A 14,439-nucleotide genomic window follows, 5' to 3' on the forward strand; every position below is an offset into this window, starting at 1 on the left:
GAACGCGACGAGCGCGCCCCACAGCGGCGTCGTCGCGTTGATTACCGACGTCACGCCGGCCGACAGCGTGAGCTCGGCATACGCGAAAAGGCAGAACGGCGCGGCCGAGTTGAGCACGCCGACGACCGCGAGCGGCCACGCGCGCTGCCTGAGCGTATCGACCGACGCCCGCAACGGACGCCGGATAATCAGCACGACGACAAGAAACAGCGCACCGATGCCGACGCGCAGCGCCATCAACGGTGCGACACCGAAATCGGTCACACCGATGCGGATAAAGAGGAACGACGCGCCCCATAGCGCGGCGAGAATCAACAGCTGAACGATATTGACTGGAGTCATGGGCGGGACGTCGCGCACAGTTGAGTCGAGACGCGCACGCATGGTATCACCGCGTGTAAGCCAGACAGTTCACGCTGGAATGAAATAGCAAGAAACGGGAAGGGAAATCGAAGCGAACGCGCGAACCGCGATGGATCGGGCACACAGGCGCACAGGCGCACAGACACATACGCACATACGCACATACGCACATACGCACATACGCACATACGAAAACGGGCGGCGCTTCGAAAGCGCCGCCCGTACAGATCGATCGTACCGCGCAACCGCGCAAAACCGCGCACAGGGCGCGGCTTGCGGCGATCAATGCGGGATCATCCCTTGCAGGTAATTCTGCTGCAGCCAGACCAGAATGCCGAGCAGGATCGTAAGGAAGATCGAGTGCTTGAAGGTCTTCGCGAAGACGACGCCTTCCTTGCCCTTCAGTTCCGTCGTCGCGACACCGGTCGAGATGTTTTGCGGCGAGATCATCTTCCCCATCACGCCGCCCGACGAGTTGGTCGCGGCCATCAGGACCGGATGCAGACCCAGCTGATTCGCGGCGACCACCTGCAGGTTGCCGAACAGCGCGTTGCCGGAGGTATCGCTGCCCGACAGGAACACCGCGACCCAGCCGAGGAACGCCGACACGAGCGGGAAGAATGCGCCGACCGACGCGACGCCGAGGCCCAGCGTGTAGTTGAGACCCGAGTAGTTCATCAGATACGCGAGACCGACGATCGTCGCGACCGTGAAGATCGCGATGCGCGTCTGCACCCACGTGTCGACGACTGCACGGCCGAACTCCGACGGCTTGAGCCCGACGACGAACGACGTGATGATCGCCGCGACGAGAATCGCGGTGCCGGTCGCCAGCGGCTGGAAGTCCCAGATCGCGCCGTACGGCTGGTTATACAGCGTGATGTAGACGGCCTTGTCGAGACCCGGCCACGGCACCTTGACGTCGCCGATCAGGAAGACCTTCGCGACCGTCCAGATGATCACGACTGCCGATACGATCAGCCACGGATACCAGCCCTGAATGCCGCCGATTTCGCTGCGCACTTCGCTCGCGCGATCGACGTTGATCGCGAATTCCGGATCGGGCGCGGGGCGCCAGACACGCAGAAAGAGAATCGTGACAACGAGCGACACGAGCGACGACAGCACGTCGGTCAGGCTGTAGTTGATGTAGTTCGACGTAATGAACTGCGTCAACGCGAAGCTGCCGCCCGACACAAGCAGCACCGGCCAGATCGCGACCATCTTGCGGAAGCCCGCGTAGACGGCCATCACATAGAACGGCAGCAGGAACGCGAAGAACGGCAACTGGCGTCCGACCATCTTGCCGAGCGTATCGGCGGGCAGGTGCGTGACCGCGCCGAGCACCGTGATCGGCACGCCGAGCGCGCCGAACGCAACCGGCGCGGTGTTGAAGATCAGCGTGAACGTCAGCGCTTCGAGCGTCGGGAAGCCCATCATGATGAGCAGCGAACTCGTGATCGCGATGGGCGTGCCGAAGCCCGAGATACCTTCGAGCAGCGCGCCGAACGAGAAGCCGATCACGACGAGCACGATGCGCCGGTCGTTGGGCAGGTGATCGATCATCCACATCCGGAATGCGGCGAAGCGGCCCGAGCGTACCGCGATGTTGTACAGCAGGATCGCGGTCACCACGATCCACATCACCGGCCAGACCGCGAACACCGCGCCCGCGACGACCGAATTGATCGCGAGTCCGACCGGGAACTGCCACACGAAGATCGCGACGATCAGGCCGACAATCAGGCCCGCAAGCGAAGCCTGCCATGCGGGCCGGCGAGCCCAGCCGAGCAGGATGAGTACGACGATGATGGGTAAGGCAGCAACGATGAACGACGGGAACAGCGAGTTACCGATGGGCGTCAACAGCTGGTGAAACATCACGTCTCCTTCTTTGTTGTTCGAATCGACATGCTTCTGTGCCTGGCCGCGCACCACATGGCGAGTCGAGGGCGAGCAGTACGGATGACGATGGCGCCGCGCGAACGCGGCTCCCCTTTTTTAAGCAGGCATAGCAGTGGCAACCGCAAGGATAGAGCGCGCGCGAATGCAGTCAATAGGGAAACAACCTTGAAACGCACGCTCGGCTCGCGAATGCCGCCAGAAGAGGTCAACACTTCTCGTTGGCCTCTATTCCGTCGTAATGAAAATGAATGGTTGCCGCTGAATATGCGATGGATGAGCGGCATGCCGCCGCGGTCGATCAGTGATGGTGGTAGCCGTAATGACCGTAGTGGCCATAGTGACCGTAGAAGCCGAAGTTGAGCGCGACGCCGGGCCCTCCCCAGCCGGGCCAGCCGTAACCGCCGTAATAGGGCGCACCGTAGTAGGGCGGATAGTACGCCGGATAAGCGGGATAGTACGCAGGCGCGGCGACGACCGGCGGCGCTGCATACACGCCGGGAGGCGGCGGCTCTTGCGGTCCCGGTTGTGTTTGTGCACCGGCTTGTGCACCTCGAGGCAGCGGCGCGGCATTGCCGTTCGCTGCGTCCGCATTCGGATCTGCGTCTTCCGGTTCCTCGTCGGGACCGGCGGGCACAGCGTACTGGCCGTTTGTTTCGTCGCCCGGTGCGGCGCCTTGTATCGCGCCGGGTGCCGCTCCGGTCGTCGCGTACGGAGACGGATACGGCGCCGCGCCGTAATAACCGTAGGGATAAGGGCCGACGTAATAGCAGCCGGCTAACGCGAGGGCAACAGCGGCAGCGCCGCTCACGCGAACTGCGGCGGGTAACGGATTCATGACGTGCTCCTGATACTGGTCGCGGCCATGCTGCCGTGGCGCGCATTTATTGATGCGAGGAGCTTACGTCAGCGCTGCAACGCTCGCGTTGCAAAGTGGTTACTGCATATTTCACAGCGTTGCAAAAGATCGCGGCGCGCGATACACAGCCCGTGTACACAGCCCATGTACACAGCCCATGCATCGCGCGCCCCCGCGCTTCGCGTTGGCCGCTTATTTACCGACTTCGTGACCGATAAGACCGCCGGCCGCCGCGCCGCCGACCGTCGACAGACCCGTGCCGCCGATTGCCGCGCCGGCCGCCGCGCCGACGCCGGCACCGACCGCTGTATCGCGCCCCTGGCGGGACATGTCACCGCACGCCGAAAGACCCGCGGCCAGCAGAGCCATCACCGCGCAGGCTCCGATTCGCTTCAACGATTTCATGATCTCACTCCTTATTCTTGAACGGGCGGACCGCGAACCGTCCGCAGCCCTTCAACCCTTACGGATCATGGTATCGCCACGTGAAGTTTCGATTTGTGTGGGCTTGTCAGCAAAGCGTCTGTTCGGTAATGAAATGTTTCACCGCGGCCTGATTCTTGCAGCGAAGCGGACGCATGGCCGCAGAGGGCGCAAAAAAGCCCGCACGTCCAATGGAACGGCGGGCTTTCGCGTCGCACTGCATCACGCAAAGATTGCGTGAGTCGACGCGTCGAGGCCTAAGAGAAGGCGCTTTTTACTGCCGCTGATAAATCTCGGCGCCGCTCTTCACGAATTCGACGGCCTTCACTTCCATGCCCTTGCGCAGCGCTTCGGCATCGCTCACGCCCTGTTGCGCGGCGAACTCGCGCACATCCTGCGTGATCTTCATCGAGCAGAAGTGAGGACCGCACATCGAGCAGAAGTGCGCGACTTTCGCCGAGTCTTTCGGCAGCGTTTCGTCGTGGAATTCGCGCGCCTTGTCCGGGTCGAGACCGAGGTTGAACTGGTCTTCCCAGCGGAACTCGAAGCGCGCCTTCGAGAGTGCGTTGTCGCGCACCTGCGCGCCCGGATGGCCTTTCGCCAGATCGGCCGCGTGCGCGGCGAGCTTGTACGTGATGATGCCTTCCTTCACGTCGTCCTTGTTCGGCAGGCCGAGGTGCTCCTTCGGCGTCACGTAGCAGAGCATCGCGGTGCCGAACCAGCCGATCATCGCGGCGCCGATTCCCGACGTGATGTGATCGTAGCCCGGCGCGATATCGGTCGTCAGCGGTCCGAGCGTGTAGAACGGCGCTTCCTTGCACCAGTCGAGCTGCAGATCCATGTTCTCCTTGATCAGCTGCATCGGCACATGGCCCGGGCCTTCGATCATCGTCTGCACGTCGTGCTTCCATGCAATCTGCGTGAGCTCGCCGAGCGTCTTCAGTTCGCCGAGCTGGGCTTCGTCGTTCGCGTCGTAGATCGAGCCGGGGCGCAGGCCGTCGCCGAGCGAGAAGCTCACGTCGTACGCCTTCATGATTTCGCAGATGTCCTCGAAATGCTCGTAGAGGAACGACTCGCGATGATGCGCGAGACACCATTTCGCCATGATCGAGCCGCCGCGCGACACGATGCCCGTCATCCGGTTGGCCGTGAGCGGCACATATTGCAGACGCACGCCGGCGTGAATCGTGAAGTAATCGACACCCTGTTCGGCCTGCTCGATGAGCGTGTCGCGGAAGATTTCCCACGTCAGTTCCTCGGCCTTGCCGTTCACCTTCTCGAGCGCCTGATAGATCGGCACGGTGCCGATCGGCACCGGGCTATTGCGGATGATCCATTCGCGCGTCTCATGAATGTGCTTGCCGGTGGAGAGATCCATGACCGTGTCGCCGCCCCAGCGGATCGCCCACGTCATCTTGTCGACTTCCTCGCCGATCGACGAGGTGACGGCCGAATTGCCGATGTTCGCGTTGACCTTCACGAGGAAGTTGCGGCCGATGATCATCGGTTCGCTTTCCGGGTGATTGATGTTGGCCGGAATGATGGCGCGGCCGCGCGCGACTTCTTCGCGCACGAAATCGGGCGTGATCTGGTTCAGCGTATTCGTGCCGGTCGCCGCTGTGCCGAATGCGGCGGCGCCGAAGGCCTGGCCCGGATGCTGGCGGCCCATCATGTCGGCCAGCTTCGCGCCGGTCGGGCCGCTGGTGCGCAGGCTCTCGATATATTCGGCGCGCCGCTGGTTCTCGCGAATCGCGATGTACTCCATTTCGGGCGTGACAATGCCCTTCCTCGCATAGTGCATTTGCGACACGTTCGCGCCGGCAGCCGCGCGGCGCGGCGTGCGGTGCAGGCCCGGGAAGCGCAGTTGCGCGGTGGCCGGGTCGGCGGCGCGCTCGCGGCCGTATTCGCTCGACAGGCCATCGAGCGAGACCGTGTCGCCGCGCGCTTCGATCCAGCGCTGGCGCAGCGCGGGCAGGCCCGCGCGGATATCGATGCGTGCCTCGGGGTCCGTGTACGGGCCCGACGTGTCGTACACATAGATCGGCGGATTCTTCTCGCCGCCGAAGCCGGTCGGCGTATCGGCTTGCGTGATCTCGCGCATCGGCACGCGGATATCGGGCTGCGACCCGGTGACGTAGACCTTGCGCGAATTCGGCAGCGGCTCGACAGCTGCTGCATCGACATGCGCTTCGGCGGAAATGAACTTCGGATTGGCGTTCACGTGGCTCTCCTGTGGCGGACCGCTTCTGGTTGAGCTACACGGGAGACGAGGAAGTGGGACGGGTTCGCGAGAGGCTTGCAATTGAAAGCGGCGTAACCCGGACGCTTCCCTGCGCTGGCATTATCCAGATCAGGTTCAAAGGGTATTTCTCACCCACGCTACGCGATATTGGCTGCCGATCCGGATTGACTGCGCGGATACTGCGCGGCCTGACTGTGCGGTTTGCCTGAACAATCGAGCCGGATGCGGCGGACAACGATGCGCAACGCAGGACCCCCGCGTTAGCAGCGGACAAGATAACCTGGCTCGGTGGTGCTTGGCAACCCGTCGATACGGGATGAGACACCCATACCTTCGTACGGCTGTCGCGCGCCGGCTCAACCACTAATATTTTGACAGGCACGTCGAAGATACCGGGCGCATCGCCCTCCCTCCTGATCGACGTGTTTCCCGGAGAAAAAAATTTCGCGCGCGGCTGTCATATCGACGGCGGCGCTTCGACAAACGTCTGAAACTGAATAACGGAGTCTGCCATGCAACCTTTCGCGAAGCTTGCCGTCAACCCGGGCGATACGCACCCCCCGGGTGACACCCAGGCCGCGCCGCCGCCCACTGCCGGCTCGCGCACGATCCACCCGCTGTGGGTGCGCATCGGACATTGGCTCAATGCGCTTGCCGCGATCGTCATGATGTTGTCGGGCTGGCGCATCTACGACGCGTCGCCGGTGTTTCACGGCTTCGAGATTCCGCCGGCCCTGACCTTGGGCGGCTGGCTCGGCGGGGCGCTGCAATGGCACTTCGCGGGCATGTGGCTGCTCGTGTTCAACGGCATCGTCTATCTCGCGCTGAACATGGCGAGCGGGCGCTTCTTTCACAAGTTCTTTCCGTTGTCGCCCCGCGCGATTCTGCGCGACTTTATCGCCGCGCTGACCGGCAAGCTCTCGCACGCGGACCTCTCGCATTACAACGCGGTGCAGAAGTTCGCGTATCTGTTTGTAATCTGCGATCTGATCGTGCTCGTGCTGTCGGGGCTCGCGATCTGGAAGTCGGTGCAGTTTCCGCTGTTGCGCGAACTGATGGGCGGCTACGACAACGCACGGGTCGTGCACTTCTGCGCGATGGCGCTGATGGCGGCGTTTATCGCCGTGCACGTCGCGATGGTGGCGCTCGTGCCGCGCTCGCTGATCGCGATGCTGCGTGGCCGGTGAGGAGAGCGCAATGAATAATGCACGCCAACCCGCACGCCAACCCGCACGCCAACCCGCCCACCAACTCGACCGGCAATCGATTTTGCAGGACGCGCAGCGCGAACTCGCGATGCCGTCGCGGCGCCTCTTCGGCAAGCAACTGCTGACGCTCGGCGGCTTGTCGATGCTGACCGGCTGTTCGCTGACCGACGACGATTCGGTCAACAAGTTTCTCATGGCGGTGTCGCGGCTCAACGATCGCGCGCAGGCCTTGCTGTTCAGTCCGACGCAGCTTGCGCCGACCTACACCGAAGCGCAGATCACGCGGCCGTTCCCGTTCAATGCGTATTACGGCATCGACCAGGTGCCGCACGTCGATGAAGCGTCGTACCGTCTGCAGGTGGGCGGCCTCGTCACGGGCAAGCGGACCTGGACGCTGCCCGAACTCGTCGCGCTGCCGCACGAGGAACAGATCACGCGGCATATCTGCGTCGAAGGCTGGAGCGCGGTGGGCCGCTGGGGCGGCACGCCGTTCGGCGATTTCCTGAAGCGGGTCGGCGCCGATACGAGTGCGAAGTACGTCGGTTTCAAATGCGCGGACGACTACTACGAAAGCATCGATATGCCGACCGCGCTGCATCCGCAGACGCTGCTCGCGTTCGACTACGACGGCGAGCGTCTGCCCGCGCAATACGGCTTTCCGATGAAGCTGCGGATGCCGACCAAGCTCGGCTACAAGAACCCGAAGCACATCGTCGAGATTTTCGTCACGAATACCTACCCCGGCGGCTACTGGAGCGATCAGGGGTACAACTGGTTCGGAGGCAGCTGATGTGTGTCATTGCTCGCGCGATGGCTTGCAGCAGCAGCTTCAGAAAGCACCCCGGCAGCGCCGGTTCATAAAAGGCAATACACACACACGGAGTCAATCATGAAGAAACTCGCAATGGCAGCCATGGCGGCAGCATTCCTCGCAACGGGCACGGCTGCATTCGCCCAGGCCAGCGGCGCGATGTCGAACGATGCCATGTCCAATGACGCAAAACACGGCGCCATGTCGCACGACAACATGTCTCACGACAGCATGTCGAAGTCGGGCTCGAAAGACAAAATGAAGCACGACAACATGAAGAAGGGCGACGACGCGATGGGCATGAGCCACGAGGCATCGGGTGCGATGAGCCACTAAGCCGCCGGCCGACCGGAGGCCGGCAGCGCGCCGGGGGCGGCACGGCGCGCGAACGATTCGTTACGATTGCGTCGCCATGATTTCGCCGGCAGGCGGAACGGTTACTGCATAATTGCGGGGCTTCGTTTCAAGCGCCCATCTATCGTTCCACTGCCATGCGTTTCCGCCCAGTCTGCTTTGCCGCCGCCGCGCCTCTTTGCGCGGCGTGCCCCGTCGTGTTGCCGCCCGATCGTCGTGGTCCGGCGCGAGCGTCGAGCGGCAGCGGCAGGCGGCGGCCATGCGCCTGAATCTGCCGGCCCGCTTTCCGTTCCGTTTGCCCGAATCGACGGGTGGCCGCATTGCGCTCGCGCTCGCGGTCGTCTATTTCGTCTGGGGCTCGACCTATCTGTGCGTGCACGTCGCGCTCGGCTCGTTCCCGCCGCTTCTGATGTCGGGCCTGCGAAACTGCTTCGCCGGTATCGGTCTCTTCATCTTCGCGATACGCCGTCGTCCGTCGTTGCCGAGCCTCGAACAGGTGCGCAATGCGGCGCTGGTCGGCACGATGCTCGTCGGGCTTTCGAGCGGGATGCTCGCCTACGGGATGCGCACGGTCGGCACCGGCACCGCGGCCGTGATGGTCGCGACGGTGCCGCTCTTCGCCACGGTGATCGCGGCGGTGGCCGGCCGGCGCATCGCGCGCGGCGAGTGGTTCGCCGTCGGCCTTGGCCTGATCGGCATCATGATCCTGAGCCACGGCGATACAGCACCGGGCTCCGCCGGCGGCAGTCTCGCGATTCTCTGCGGCGCGCTCTTCTGGGCCGGCGGCGCGCATCTGGCCGGGCGCCTCACGTTGCCGTCCGACCTGTTTCTGTCCACCGCGTTACAGATCGGTCTTGGCGGTGCGATCTCGACGCTCGTCGCGTGGGTGTCCGGCGAGCGGATGCTCGAACTGCACTTTCTGCCGCTCGTCGCATTTCTCTATCTGATGCTGATCGGCACGATGGCCGCGTATGTTGCGTACGGCTATCTGATCCGCCACACGAGTCCGATCATCGCGAGCAGTTGCATGTACGTGAATCCGCTCGTCGCGGTTGCACTCGGTGCGCTGCTGCTGGCCGAGCCCGTCACGCGTTCGACGGTGATCGCGACCGTCGTCATCCTGGCGAGCGTCGGGCTGTCGTTCTGGTTCGACTACCGGCAGCGCCCGCGCGCGTAGACGCGCCGCTGCGCGAACGCAATCCACGCCACCCGGTAAGCGCCGTACACGGGCATGTAACGCCGGCCATTCGCCGGCGGCGCTCGCGCCTCGCGCTGCTTCGCAGCAAGTAACTTCGATGAAGACCTCTAAACATCGGAGTCCTTTATCTGACAGGTCATCTTTGACGTTTGCACTGCGTACTGCTTTGCTGGCCTTCCTGCGGCACAGCGTTTGCTGATTGCGCACCGTCCAAACGACGCGGACAGCGACGAACGATAAAACGTCATTCGCCGCCGCCCGCGACCCAGGGACAGGAAAGGCGCGCCGCCGTTTGGAAGGCCCGCTGCGCATTCGGCAACAACCACCGGAAGCGCATCGTGCCTGCGGCAAGCCGCATATCAATGGGCGAGGGCATGCCCGATATCAGAGAGGTGGGAAATGAAGCTCATCCGTACGGTTGCGGCGCTGGTTAGTGCGGCGTCCTTGTTAACGGCTTGCGGCGGGGGCAGCGACGCGAGCAAGGAACTCGGTTTGACGAATCCGGAAATGCGTTTCGTGCATGCGATCGCGGGCGGTCCCGCCGTCGATTTCCTCGTCAATGGCGCCGCGTTGCAGACGAATATCAACTACAAGGGCGTCACCAATTTTGCAAACGTCAATACCGGCCAGAACGTGGTCGCCTATGCGGCGACGGGAACCACGACCGCGCTGGCGAGCGGCACATTTCCCGACGTCGCGAAAGGCCATGAATACACGGTGCTGGCCGTGCCCGGTTTGAGCGCGCCCGACATCGGCCTGATCGACGATCCGTTCGACAAGGGACTTCTGTCCAATAGTGCTCGCGTGCGCGCGTATAACGCCACGGTCAACGCACAGAACGTCGACCTCTATATCGTTCCGCAGGGGACCAACATCAACGCGGTGGGCCCGACGCTGTCGGCTGTGTCGTTCAAGAACGCGGTGCCTCCGTCCGGCCAGGATTCGGTCTATATGGACGGCGGCACCTATGTGCTGATCGCGACGACGGCCAACACCAAGACCATCATCTTCCAGTCCGGCACGTTCTCGCTTTCGAACAACGCGGACTGGCTGCTGACGACGGTGCCGATCGCCGGCGTATTGAGCCAGCTGCTGCCGAACCAGATCGATGTGCTCGTTGCGCAAGGCGGCAACACATCGCAGCCGGGCGTGCTGCTGACCAATACGTTGACGGGACAATAACGACGAGGCTTCAGGGAGGAGCTGTTGTGGCGGCCCGCGTGATGAACGCGGGCCGTTTTTTCGAGGATCGTTCAGAAGAGCGGCGCACACTGACCGCATTCGTGCGCCGTCTGACTGCGGCGTTACTCCTTCGCCTTGTCGGCGGAGTTGGTGATAGCCTGGCCACCCTTAGAAATATCCTGGCCGGCGCCGGAGACCGTATTGCAAGCAGAGAGCGTGGTCGTGCCTGCCGCCACGAACAGAAGCAAAGCGATGAGTCGAGCCATGAGTCTTCCCCTTGTCAAGGATGCACGATGGATTCGCGTGCGCCGCTCGAGCGAATCGAGCCGGCTCGCGTTACGTTTCGACCCGGCTGATGACGTCAGCCGATCCGGTCTGATTTCCATAGCGAGCAAGCGGCGTTCCCGCCCGCCGGGATCGCTCGCGGCGCGGCATACGGAGCAGGCCCGTTCCGTGCTAAGGACGATGATGTGATCGACCTGGAGGAGGAAATCATCATGCTGAAGTGGGCGCTGTTCTTTGCCATCGTGGCCGTGATCGCAGGATTGCTGGGCTTTACCGGTGTGGCGGCGGGCGCGGCGGCGATCGCGAAGATCCTGTTCATCGTGTTCGTGATCCTGTGCGTCGTGTTTCTCATACTCGGCTTCGTCGTGACGAAGAAGATCGTCGATTAGCGACGGCCAGCGAGGAGCAACCGCGCATCGTTGAAAAGGGGAACGTCGCCATGCTGCATTACGCACTCGTATTTTTCGTGATCGCGATCATCGCCGCGGTATTCGGTTTTACCGGCATTGCAGCCGGCGCCGCTGAAATCGCGAAAATTCTGTTCTACATCTTTCTCGTGGTGTTTGTCGTCACGCTGTTGCTGGGCGTGTTCCGAACGTAGCCACGGCATCTTTCCAATAAGCGCGGCGGCGCGCGAGATGCGTGCCGCCGCGGTCCTCACCCATCGCACAAGGAGCCGTTAAATGTCGAAGTCATCTGAAACGCAGGGCACTGCAACGAAAGGCCCATTCGTGATGGACCTCGAAAAAATCCGCGCGCAGGCGCGCCAGGATATGGAAGACGGTCCGGTGACGCAAAGTTACAACGCCGACCGCCAAACCGTGCTCAAGCTGTTGAACGGCGCGCTCGCGACGGAAATCGTCTGCACGCTGCGCTACAAGCGCCACTATTTCATGGCGAAGGGCATCAACTCGGAAGCGGTTGCGCAGGAGTTCCTCGAGCACGCTACCGAAGAGCAGCAGCATGCGGACCAGCTGGCCGCGCGCATCGTGCAACTGGGCGGCGAGCCGGATTTCGCGCCGGACAGCCTGACTGCGCGCTCGCACTCGGAATACAAGGAAGGCGCCAACCTCACGGACATGATCCGCGAGAATCTCGTTGCCGAGCGGATCGCGATCGACACATATCGCGAGATCGTGCGCTACCTGGGCGACGCGGATACGACGACCCGCCGTATCTTCGAGGAAATCCTCGCGGTCGAAGAGGAGCACGCGGACGATATGGCGGATCTGCTCGCGAGCCGCTGACACGGTGGTTGCGGACGCAACGTTAGCGTGCGAACGCACGTGCGTTGCGTCTAGCGGTGACGTCTAGCCGCGACTGCGATAGCGGCTGCGATCGTGGATCGTTACTGCGACGTGGCCACCACGTCGCGCGCGGTACGCAGATGATTCCACGCGGCGAGGCCTGTGAAGAGCAGCCCCGCGATACTCACGCCGACCCAGCCGAAGCGCGGCCACACGAGCGCGGCCACCAGCGAGCCCACTGAGCCGCCAATAAAGTAGCCGACCATATACACGGTATTCACGCGGCTGCGCGCCTCGGGTTTCAGCGCATAGATGCGCGACTGATTCGAAATCTGCGCGGCCTGCACGCCGATGTCGAGCACGATCACGCCGATCACGAGGCCGATCAGACTCGCGCCCGACAGCGCGAACACGATGAACGATAGCGCGCAAAGCGCGATCGACAGCGTAACGACGGCGCGCGGACCGCGACGGTCCGCCGATTTGCCGGCGAGCGGCGCGGCAAGCGCGCCCGCCGCGCCGACGATGCCGAACAGACCTGCGGCCTGCGGACCGAGATGGAAAGGCGGTCCGGCGAGCAGCAGCGCGAGCGTCGACCAGAACGCGCTGAAGCCGGCGAAAAGCGATGCGCCGGTAATGGCCGCTTCGCGCAGTCCGCGCAATTCGACGGTCAGATACCACATCGACGCGAACAACTGGCCATAGGGCAGCGTCGAGGTCGGCTTGCTGTGCGGCAGCCGCATGATGATCACGATGGCGAGCACGATGAGGACGACGATCGATACGCCGAATACCGCGCGCCAGCCGAAGTATTCGGCGACAAAACCCGCTGCGGTACGTGCGAGCAGGATGCCTAGCAGCAACCCGCTCATCACGATGCCGACTGCGTGGCCGCGCGCCGACGGTGACGCGATTTCGGCCGCGAACGGCACGGCCTGCTGCGCGATCGTCGCGAGGATGCCGATTGCGAGACTGGCCACGGCGAGTATCGACAGCGTTGGCGCGAAGGTCGCGCACAGGAGCGCGATGCACATGCCGGCGATTTGCAGCAGGATCAGCGCGCGCCGGTCGAATCGGTCGCCGAGCGGCGCGAGCAGCAGCATGCCGGCCGCATAGCCGAGCTGGGTCGCGGCCGGCACGACGCCGACCCATTCGGCGCTATGCGGATACGACTTGCGGAAATCGTCGAGCAGAGGCTGGTTGTAGTAGATGTTCGCGGCCGAGATACCGGCGATGGTCGCGAGGAGCAGCAGCAGGCCGCTGAGCGAGCGATCGGGCAGTTCGGAGCTTTCGGAAGTGGACATGAGGCGCGGCTGATGGTTGAAACGGCGGCGCGCCCCGTGGCAAGGCGCGCCTTGGTCGCACGTACCCGATCGGGACGCGCCTGGCGTGCCCGATGATACCGGACAGACGCCGATCGCGCACCGGCGAACGGCGCACGGACGCCGACTCCATCCACCGCCGTCTTCAGTCGATCAGCGCACCCGCGGGCTCATAGAACGGATAGGGGCCGTCGCCCGCATCGACATACGCATGATGCGTGACGAGCCCGGTCGCCGCGTCGTAGCGATGCAATGCGAAGGCCGGCGCTTCCATCCGGAATGCGGACGGCGCATCGTCGCGCAGATCGAGCGCGACCTGATGCGCGGGCGCCGGCACGGCCGACGCGATCGTGCCGGCAAAGCGCGCGAACATCGGCCGGTGTACATGCCCGCAGATCACGCGCTCGACATTGGGATGGCGCGCGATCAAGGTTTCGAAGTCGCGCGCGGCGTCAGGGTCGAGCCGCACGCGATCCATGTGACCGATTCCGGACACGAACGGCGGATGATGAAGCGCGACGATCACCGGTTTGCCGCGCGCCGCGCCGAGCTGCTGTTCGAGCCACGCGAGGCGCGCCGCGCATAGCGTGCCGCCGCTCGCGCCGGGCACCATCGAGTCGAGCGCGAGCACGCGCAGCGCGCCGACATCGACCGCGTATTGCACGAATGGGCCGCCGGCGAACAGTTCTTTCCGGTCGGCGAACACGGCTCGCAAGGCGGCGCGGTCGTCGTGATTGCCGACCAGCAGGTAGTACGGAATTCGCAGCGGCGCGAGCAGCGTTTTCAGGTGCTCGTATTGTTCGACGTCGCCTTGATCGACAAGGTCGCCGGTCACGATCACCGCGTCCGGACGCGGCTCGAGCGCGTTGAGCGCCGCGACGCAGCGGCTGAAATACGCCGCGGTGTCGACGCGGCGGTAGGCGAGCGCGCCGGGGCGTTTGATATGCAGGTCGCTGATCTGGGCTAGCAGCATGAAAGTCTCTGGCGGTTCGAAAAAGGGGCGGGGGTCGTCGCGGCGGGCGAGGCGTGCGGCGGCGCGCGTC

General features: G+C 63.7%; 16 protein-coding genes. 8 read left to right on the forward strand and 8 right to left on the reverse strand.

Translation table 11 applies throughout. The features are described 5' to 3' along the window. The 5 genes from ACYPXD_RS13370 to thiC form a co-directional block, all read right to left on the reverse strand. On the reverse strand, nt 1-384 hold a 384-nt coding region (locus tag ACYPXD_RS13370), incomplete at its 3' end, for an EamA family transporter (RefSeq protein ID WP_459711885.1). A 261-nt stretch (nt 385-645) separates the two neighbouring features. Then, nucleotides 646-2,244, reverse strand: a complete 1,599-nt coding sequence (locus ACYPXD_RS13375) for an L-lactate permease (protein ID WP_459711887.1) — start codon at nt 2,242-2,244, stop codon at nt 646-648. Nucleotides 2,245-2,566: 322 nt separating this feature from the next. Beyond that, on the reverse strand, nt 2,567-3,103 hold the full coding sequence (locus ACYPXD_RS13380; protein WP_459711890.1) for a hypothetical protein: 537 nt from the start codon (nt 3,101-3,103) through the stop codon (nt 2,567-2,569). A gap of 213 nt (nt 3,104-3,316) precedes the next feature. Next, nucleotides 3,317-3,529: a glycine zipper 2TM domain-containing protein gene (locus tag ACYPXD_RS13385; protein ID WP_459711892.1), complete on the reverse strand. Its 213-nt coding sequence runs from the start codon at nt 3,527-3,529 to the stop codon at nt 3,317-3,319. Between the two features lie 292 nt (nt 3,530-3,821). After that, entirely contained in the window at nt 3,822-5,768 is a 1,947-nt protein-coding gene (gene thiC, locus ACYPXD_RS13390) for a phosphomethylpyrimidine synthase ThiC (protein ID WP_459711895.1), read from the reverse strand. Nucleotides 5,769-6,301: 533 nt separating this feature from the next. Between thiC and ACYPXD_RS13395 the strand changes: the two genes are divergently transcribed. The 5 genes from ACYPXD_RS13395 (at nt 6,302) to ACYPXD_RS13415 (ending at nt 10,542) form a co-directional block, all read left to right on the forward strand. Further along, nucleotides 6,302-6,976, forward strand: a complete 675-nt coding sequence (locus ACYPXD_RS13395; RefSeq protein WP_459711897.1) for a cytochrome b/b6 domain-containing protein — start codon at nt 6,302-6,304, stop codon at nt 6,974-6,976. Nucleotides 6,977-6,986: 10 nt separating this feature from the next. Continuing rightward, nucleotides 6,987-7,787 carry a molybdopterin-dependent oxidoreductase gene (locus tag ACYPXD_RS13400; RefSeq protein ID WP_459711899.1) on the forward strand — a complete coding sequence of 267 codons (801 nt, stop codon included), beginning with the start codon at nt 6,987-6,989 and terminating at the stop codon, nt 7,785-7,787. 99 nt (nt 7,788-7,886) lie between these two features. Next, nucleotides 7,887-8,144 (forward strand): pentapeptide MXKDX repeat protein, encoded by a 258-nt coding sequence (locus tag ACYPXD_RS13405; RefSeq protein WP_459711902.1) that lies wholly within the window; start codon nt 7,887-7,889, stop codon nt 8,142-8,144. Between the two features lie 277 nt (nt 8,145-8,421). Then, nucleotides 8,422-9,339 carry an EamA family transporter gene (locus ACYPXD_RS13410; protein WP_459711904.1) on the forward strand — a complete coding sequence of 306 codons (918 nt, stop codon included), beginning with the start codon at nt 8,422-8,424 and terminating at the stop codon, nt 9,337-9,339. A gap of 420 nt (nt 9,340-9,759) precedes the next feature. Continuing rightward, the gene (locus ACYPXD_RS13415) at nt 9,760-10,542 is read left to right on the forward strand and encodes a DUF4397 domain-containing protein (protein WP_459711906.1); all 783 of its coding nucleotides are present in this window, start codon (nt 9,760-9,762) and stop codon (nt 10,540-10,542) included. Nucleotides 10,543-10,664: 122 nt separating this feature from the next. Here the strand turns inward: ACYPXD_RS13415 and ACYPXD_RS13420 are convergent, their stop codons facing one another. After that, the gene (locus ACYPXD_RS13420; protein WP_459711908.1) at nt 10,665-10,808 is read right to left on the reverse strand and encodes an entericidin A/B family lipoprotein; all 144 of its coding nucleotides are present in this window, start codon (nt 10,806-10,808) and stop codon (nt 10,665-10,667) included. 231 nt (nt 10,809-11,039) lie between these two features. Here ACYPXD_RS13420 and ACYPXD_RS13425 point away from each other — a divergent pair, with 231 nt between their 5' ends. From ACYPXD_RS13425 to ACYPXD_RS13435, 3 genes are all read left to right on the forward strand, one after another. Further along, nucleotides 11,040-11,216, forward strand: coding sequence for a DUF1328 domain-containing protein (locus tag ACYPXD_RS13425; RefSeq protein WP_134195119.1), 177 nt, complete (start codon nt 11,040-11,042; stop codon nt 11,214-11,216). A 50-nt stretch (nt 11,217-11,266) separates the two neighbouring features. Then, nucleotides 11,267-11,428, forward strand: a complete 162-nt coding sequence (locus tag ACYPXD_RS13430; RefSeq protein WP_012400904.1) for a DUF1328 domain-containing protein — start codon at nt 11,267-11,269, stop codon at nt 11,426-11,428. Nucleotides 11,429-11,510: 82 nt separating this feature from the next. Then, the gene (locus tag ACYPXD_RS13435; protein ID WP_459711911.1) at nt 11,511-12,074 is read left to right on the forward strand and encodes a ferritin-like domain-containing protein; all 564 of its coding nucleotides are present in this window, start codon (nt 11,511-11,513) and stop codon (nt 12,072-12,074) included. A gap of 101 nt (nt 12,075-12,175) precedes the next feature. Here the strand turns inward: ACYPXD_RS13435 and ACYPXD_RS13440 are convergent, their stop codons facing one another. Continuing rightward, nucleotides 12,176-13,378 (reverse strand): MFS transporter, encoded by a 1,203-nt coding sequence (locus ACYPXD_RS13440; protein ID WP_459711914.1) that lies wholly within the window; start codon nt 13,376-13,378, stop codon nt 12,176-12,178. 163 nt (nt 13,379-13,541) lie between these two features. Beyond that, the gene (locus tag ACYPXD_RS13445) at nt 13,542-14,369 is read right to left on the reverse strand and encodes a phosphodiesterase (RefSeq protein WP_459711916.1); all 828 of its coding nucleotides are present in this window, start codon (nt 14,367-14,369) and stop codon (nt 13,542-13,544) included. Between the last annotated feature and the right edge of the window lie 70 nt (nt 14,370-14,439).

Source organism: Paraburkholderia sp. 2C (genome assembly GCF_054589215.1).

What these genes read in the sequence shown, in the direction of transcription:
- ACYPXD_RS13375 (WP_459711887.1), bottom strand. Translation starts at nt 2,244, where the DNA reads ATGTTTCACCAGCTGTTGACGCCCATCGGTAACTCGCTGTTCCCGTCG.
- ACYPXD_RS13410 (WP_459711904.1), top strand. Translation starts at nt 8,422, where the DNA reads ATGCGCCTGAATCTGCCGGCCCGCTTTCCGTTCCGTTTGCCCGAATCG.
- ACYPXD_RS13400 (WP_459711899.1), top strand. Translation starts at nt 6,987, where the DNA reads ATGAATAATGCACGCCAACCCGCACGCCAACCCGCACGCCAACCCGCC.
- ACYPXD_RS13435 (WP_459711911.1), top strand. Translation starts at nt 11,511, where the DNA reads ATGTCGAAGTCATCTGAAACGCAGGGCACTGCAACGAAAGGCCCATTC.
- ACYPXD_RS13380 (WP_459711890.1), bottom strand. Translation starts at nt 3,103, where the DNA reads ATGAATCCGTTACCCGCCGCAGTTCGCGTGAGCGGCGCTGCCGCTGTT.
- ACYPXD_RS13445 (WP_459711916.1), bottom strand. Translation starts at nt 14,369, where the DNA reads ATGCTGCTAGCCCAGATCAGCGACCTGCATATCAAACGCCCCGGCGCG.
- ACYPXD_RS13420 (WP_459711908.1), bottom strand. Translation starts at nt 10,808, where the DNA reads ATGGCTCGACTCATCGCTTTGCTTCTGTTCGTGGCGGCAGGCACGACC.
- ACYPXD_RS13385 (WP_459711892.1), bottom strand. Translation starts at nt 3,529, where the DNA reads ATGAAATCGTTGAAGCGAATCGGAGCCTGCGCGGTGATGGCTCTGCTG.
- ACYPXD_RS13430 (WP_012400904.1), top strand. Translation starts at nt 11,267, where the DNA reads ATGCTGCATTACGCACTCGTATTTTTCGTGATCGCGATCATCGCCGCG.
- ACYPXD_RS13395 (WP_459711897.1), top strand. Translation starts at nt 6,302, where the DNA reads ATGCAACCTTTCGCGAAGCTTGCCGTCAACCCGGGCGATACGCACCCC.
- ACYPXD_RS13440 (WP_459711914.1), bottom strand. Translation starts at nt 13,378, where the DNA reads ATGTCCACTTCCGAAAGCTCCGAACTGCCCGATCGCTCGCTCAGCGGC.
- ACYPXD_RS13405 (WP_459711902.1), top strand. Translation starts at nt 7,887, where the DNA reads ATGAAGAAACTCGCAATGGCAGCCATGGCGGCAGCATTCCTCGCAACG.
- ACYPXD_RS13425 (WP_134195119.1), top strand. Translation starts at nt 11,040, where the DNA reads ATGCTGAAGTGGGCGCTGTTCTTTGCCATCGTGGCCGTGATCGCAGGA.
- ACYPXD_RS13415 (WP_459711906.1), top strand. Translation starts at nt 9,760, where the DNA reads ATGAAGCTCATCCGTACGGTTGCGGCGCTGGTTAGTGCGGCGTCCTTG.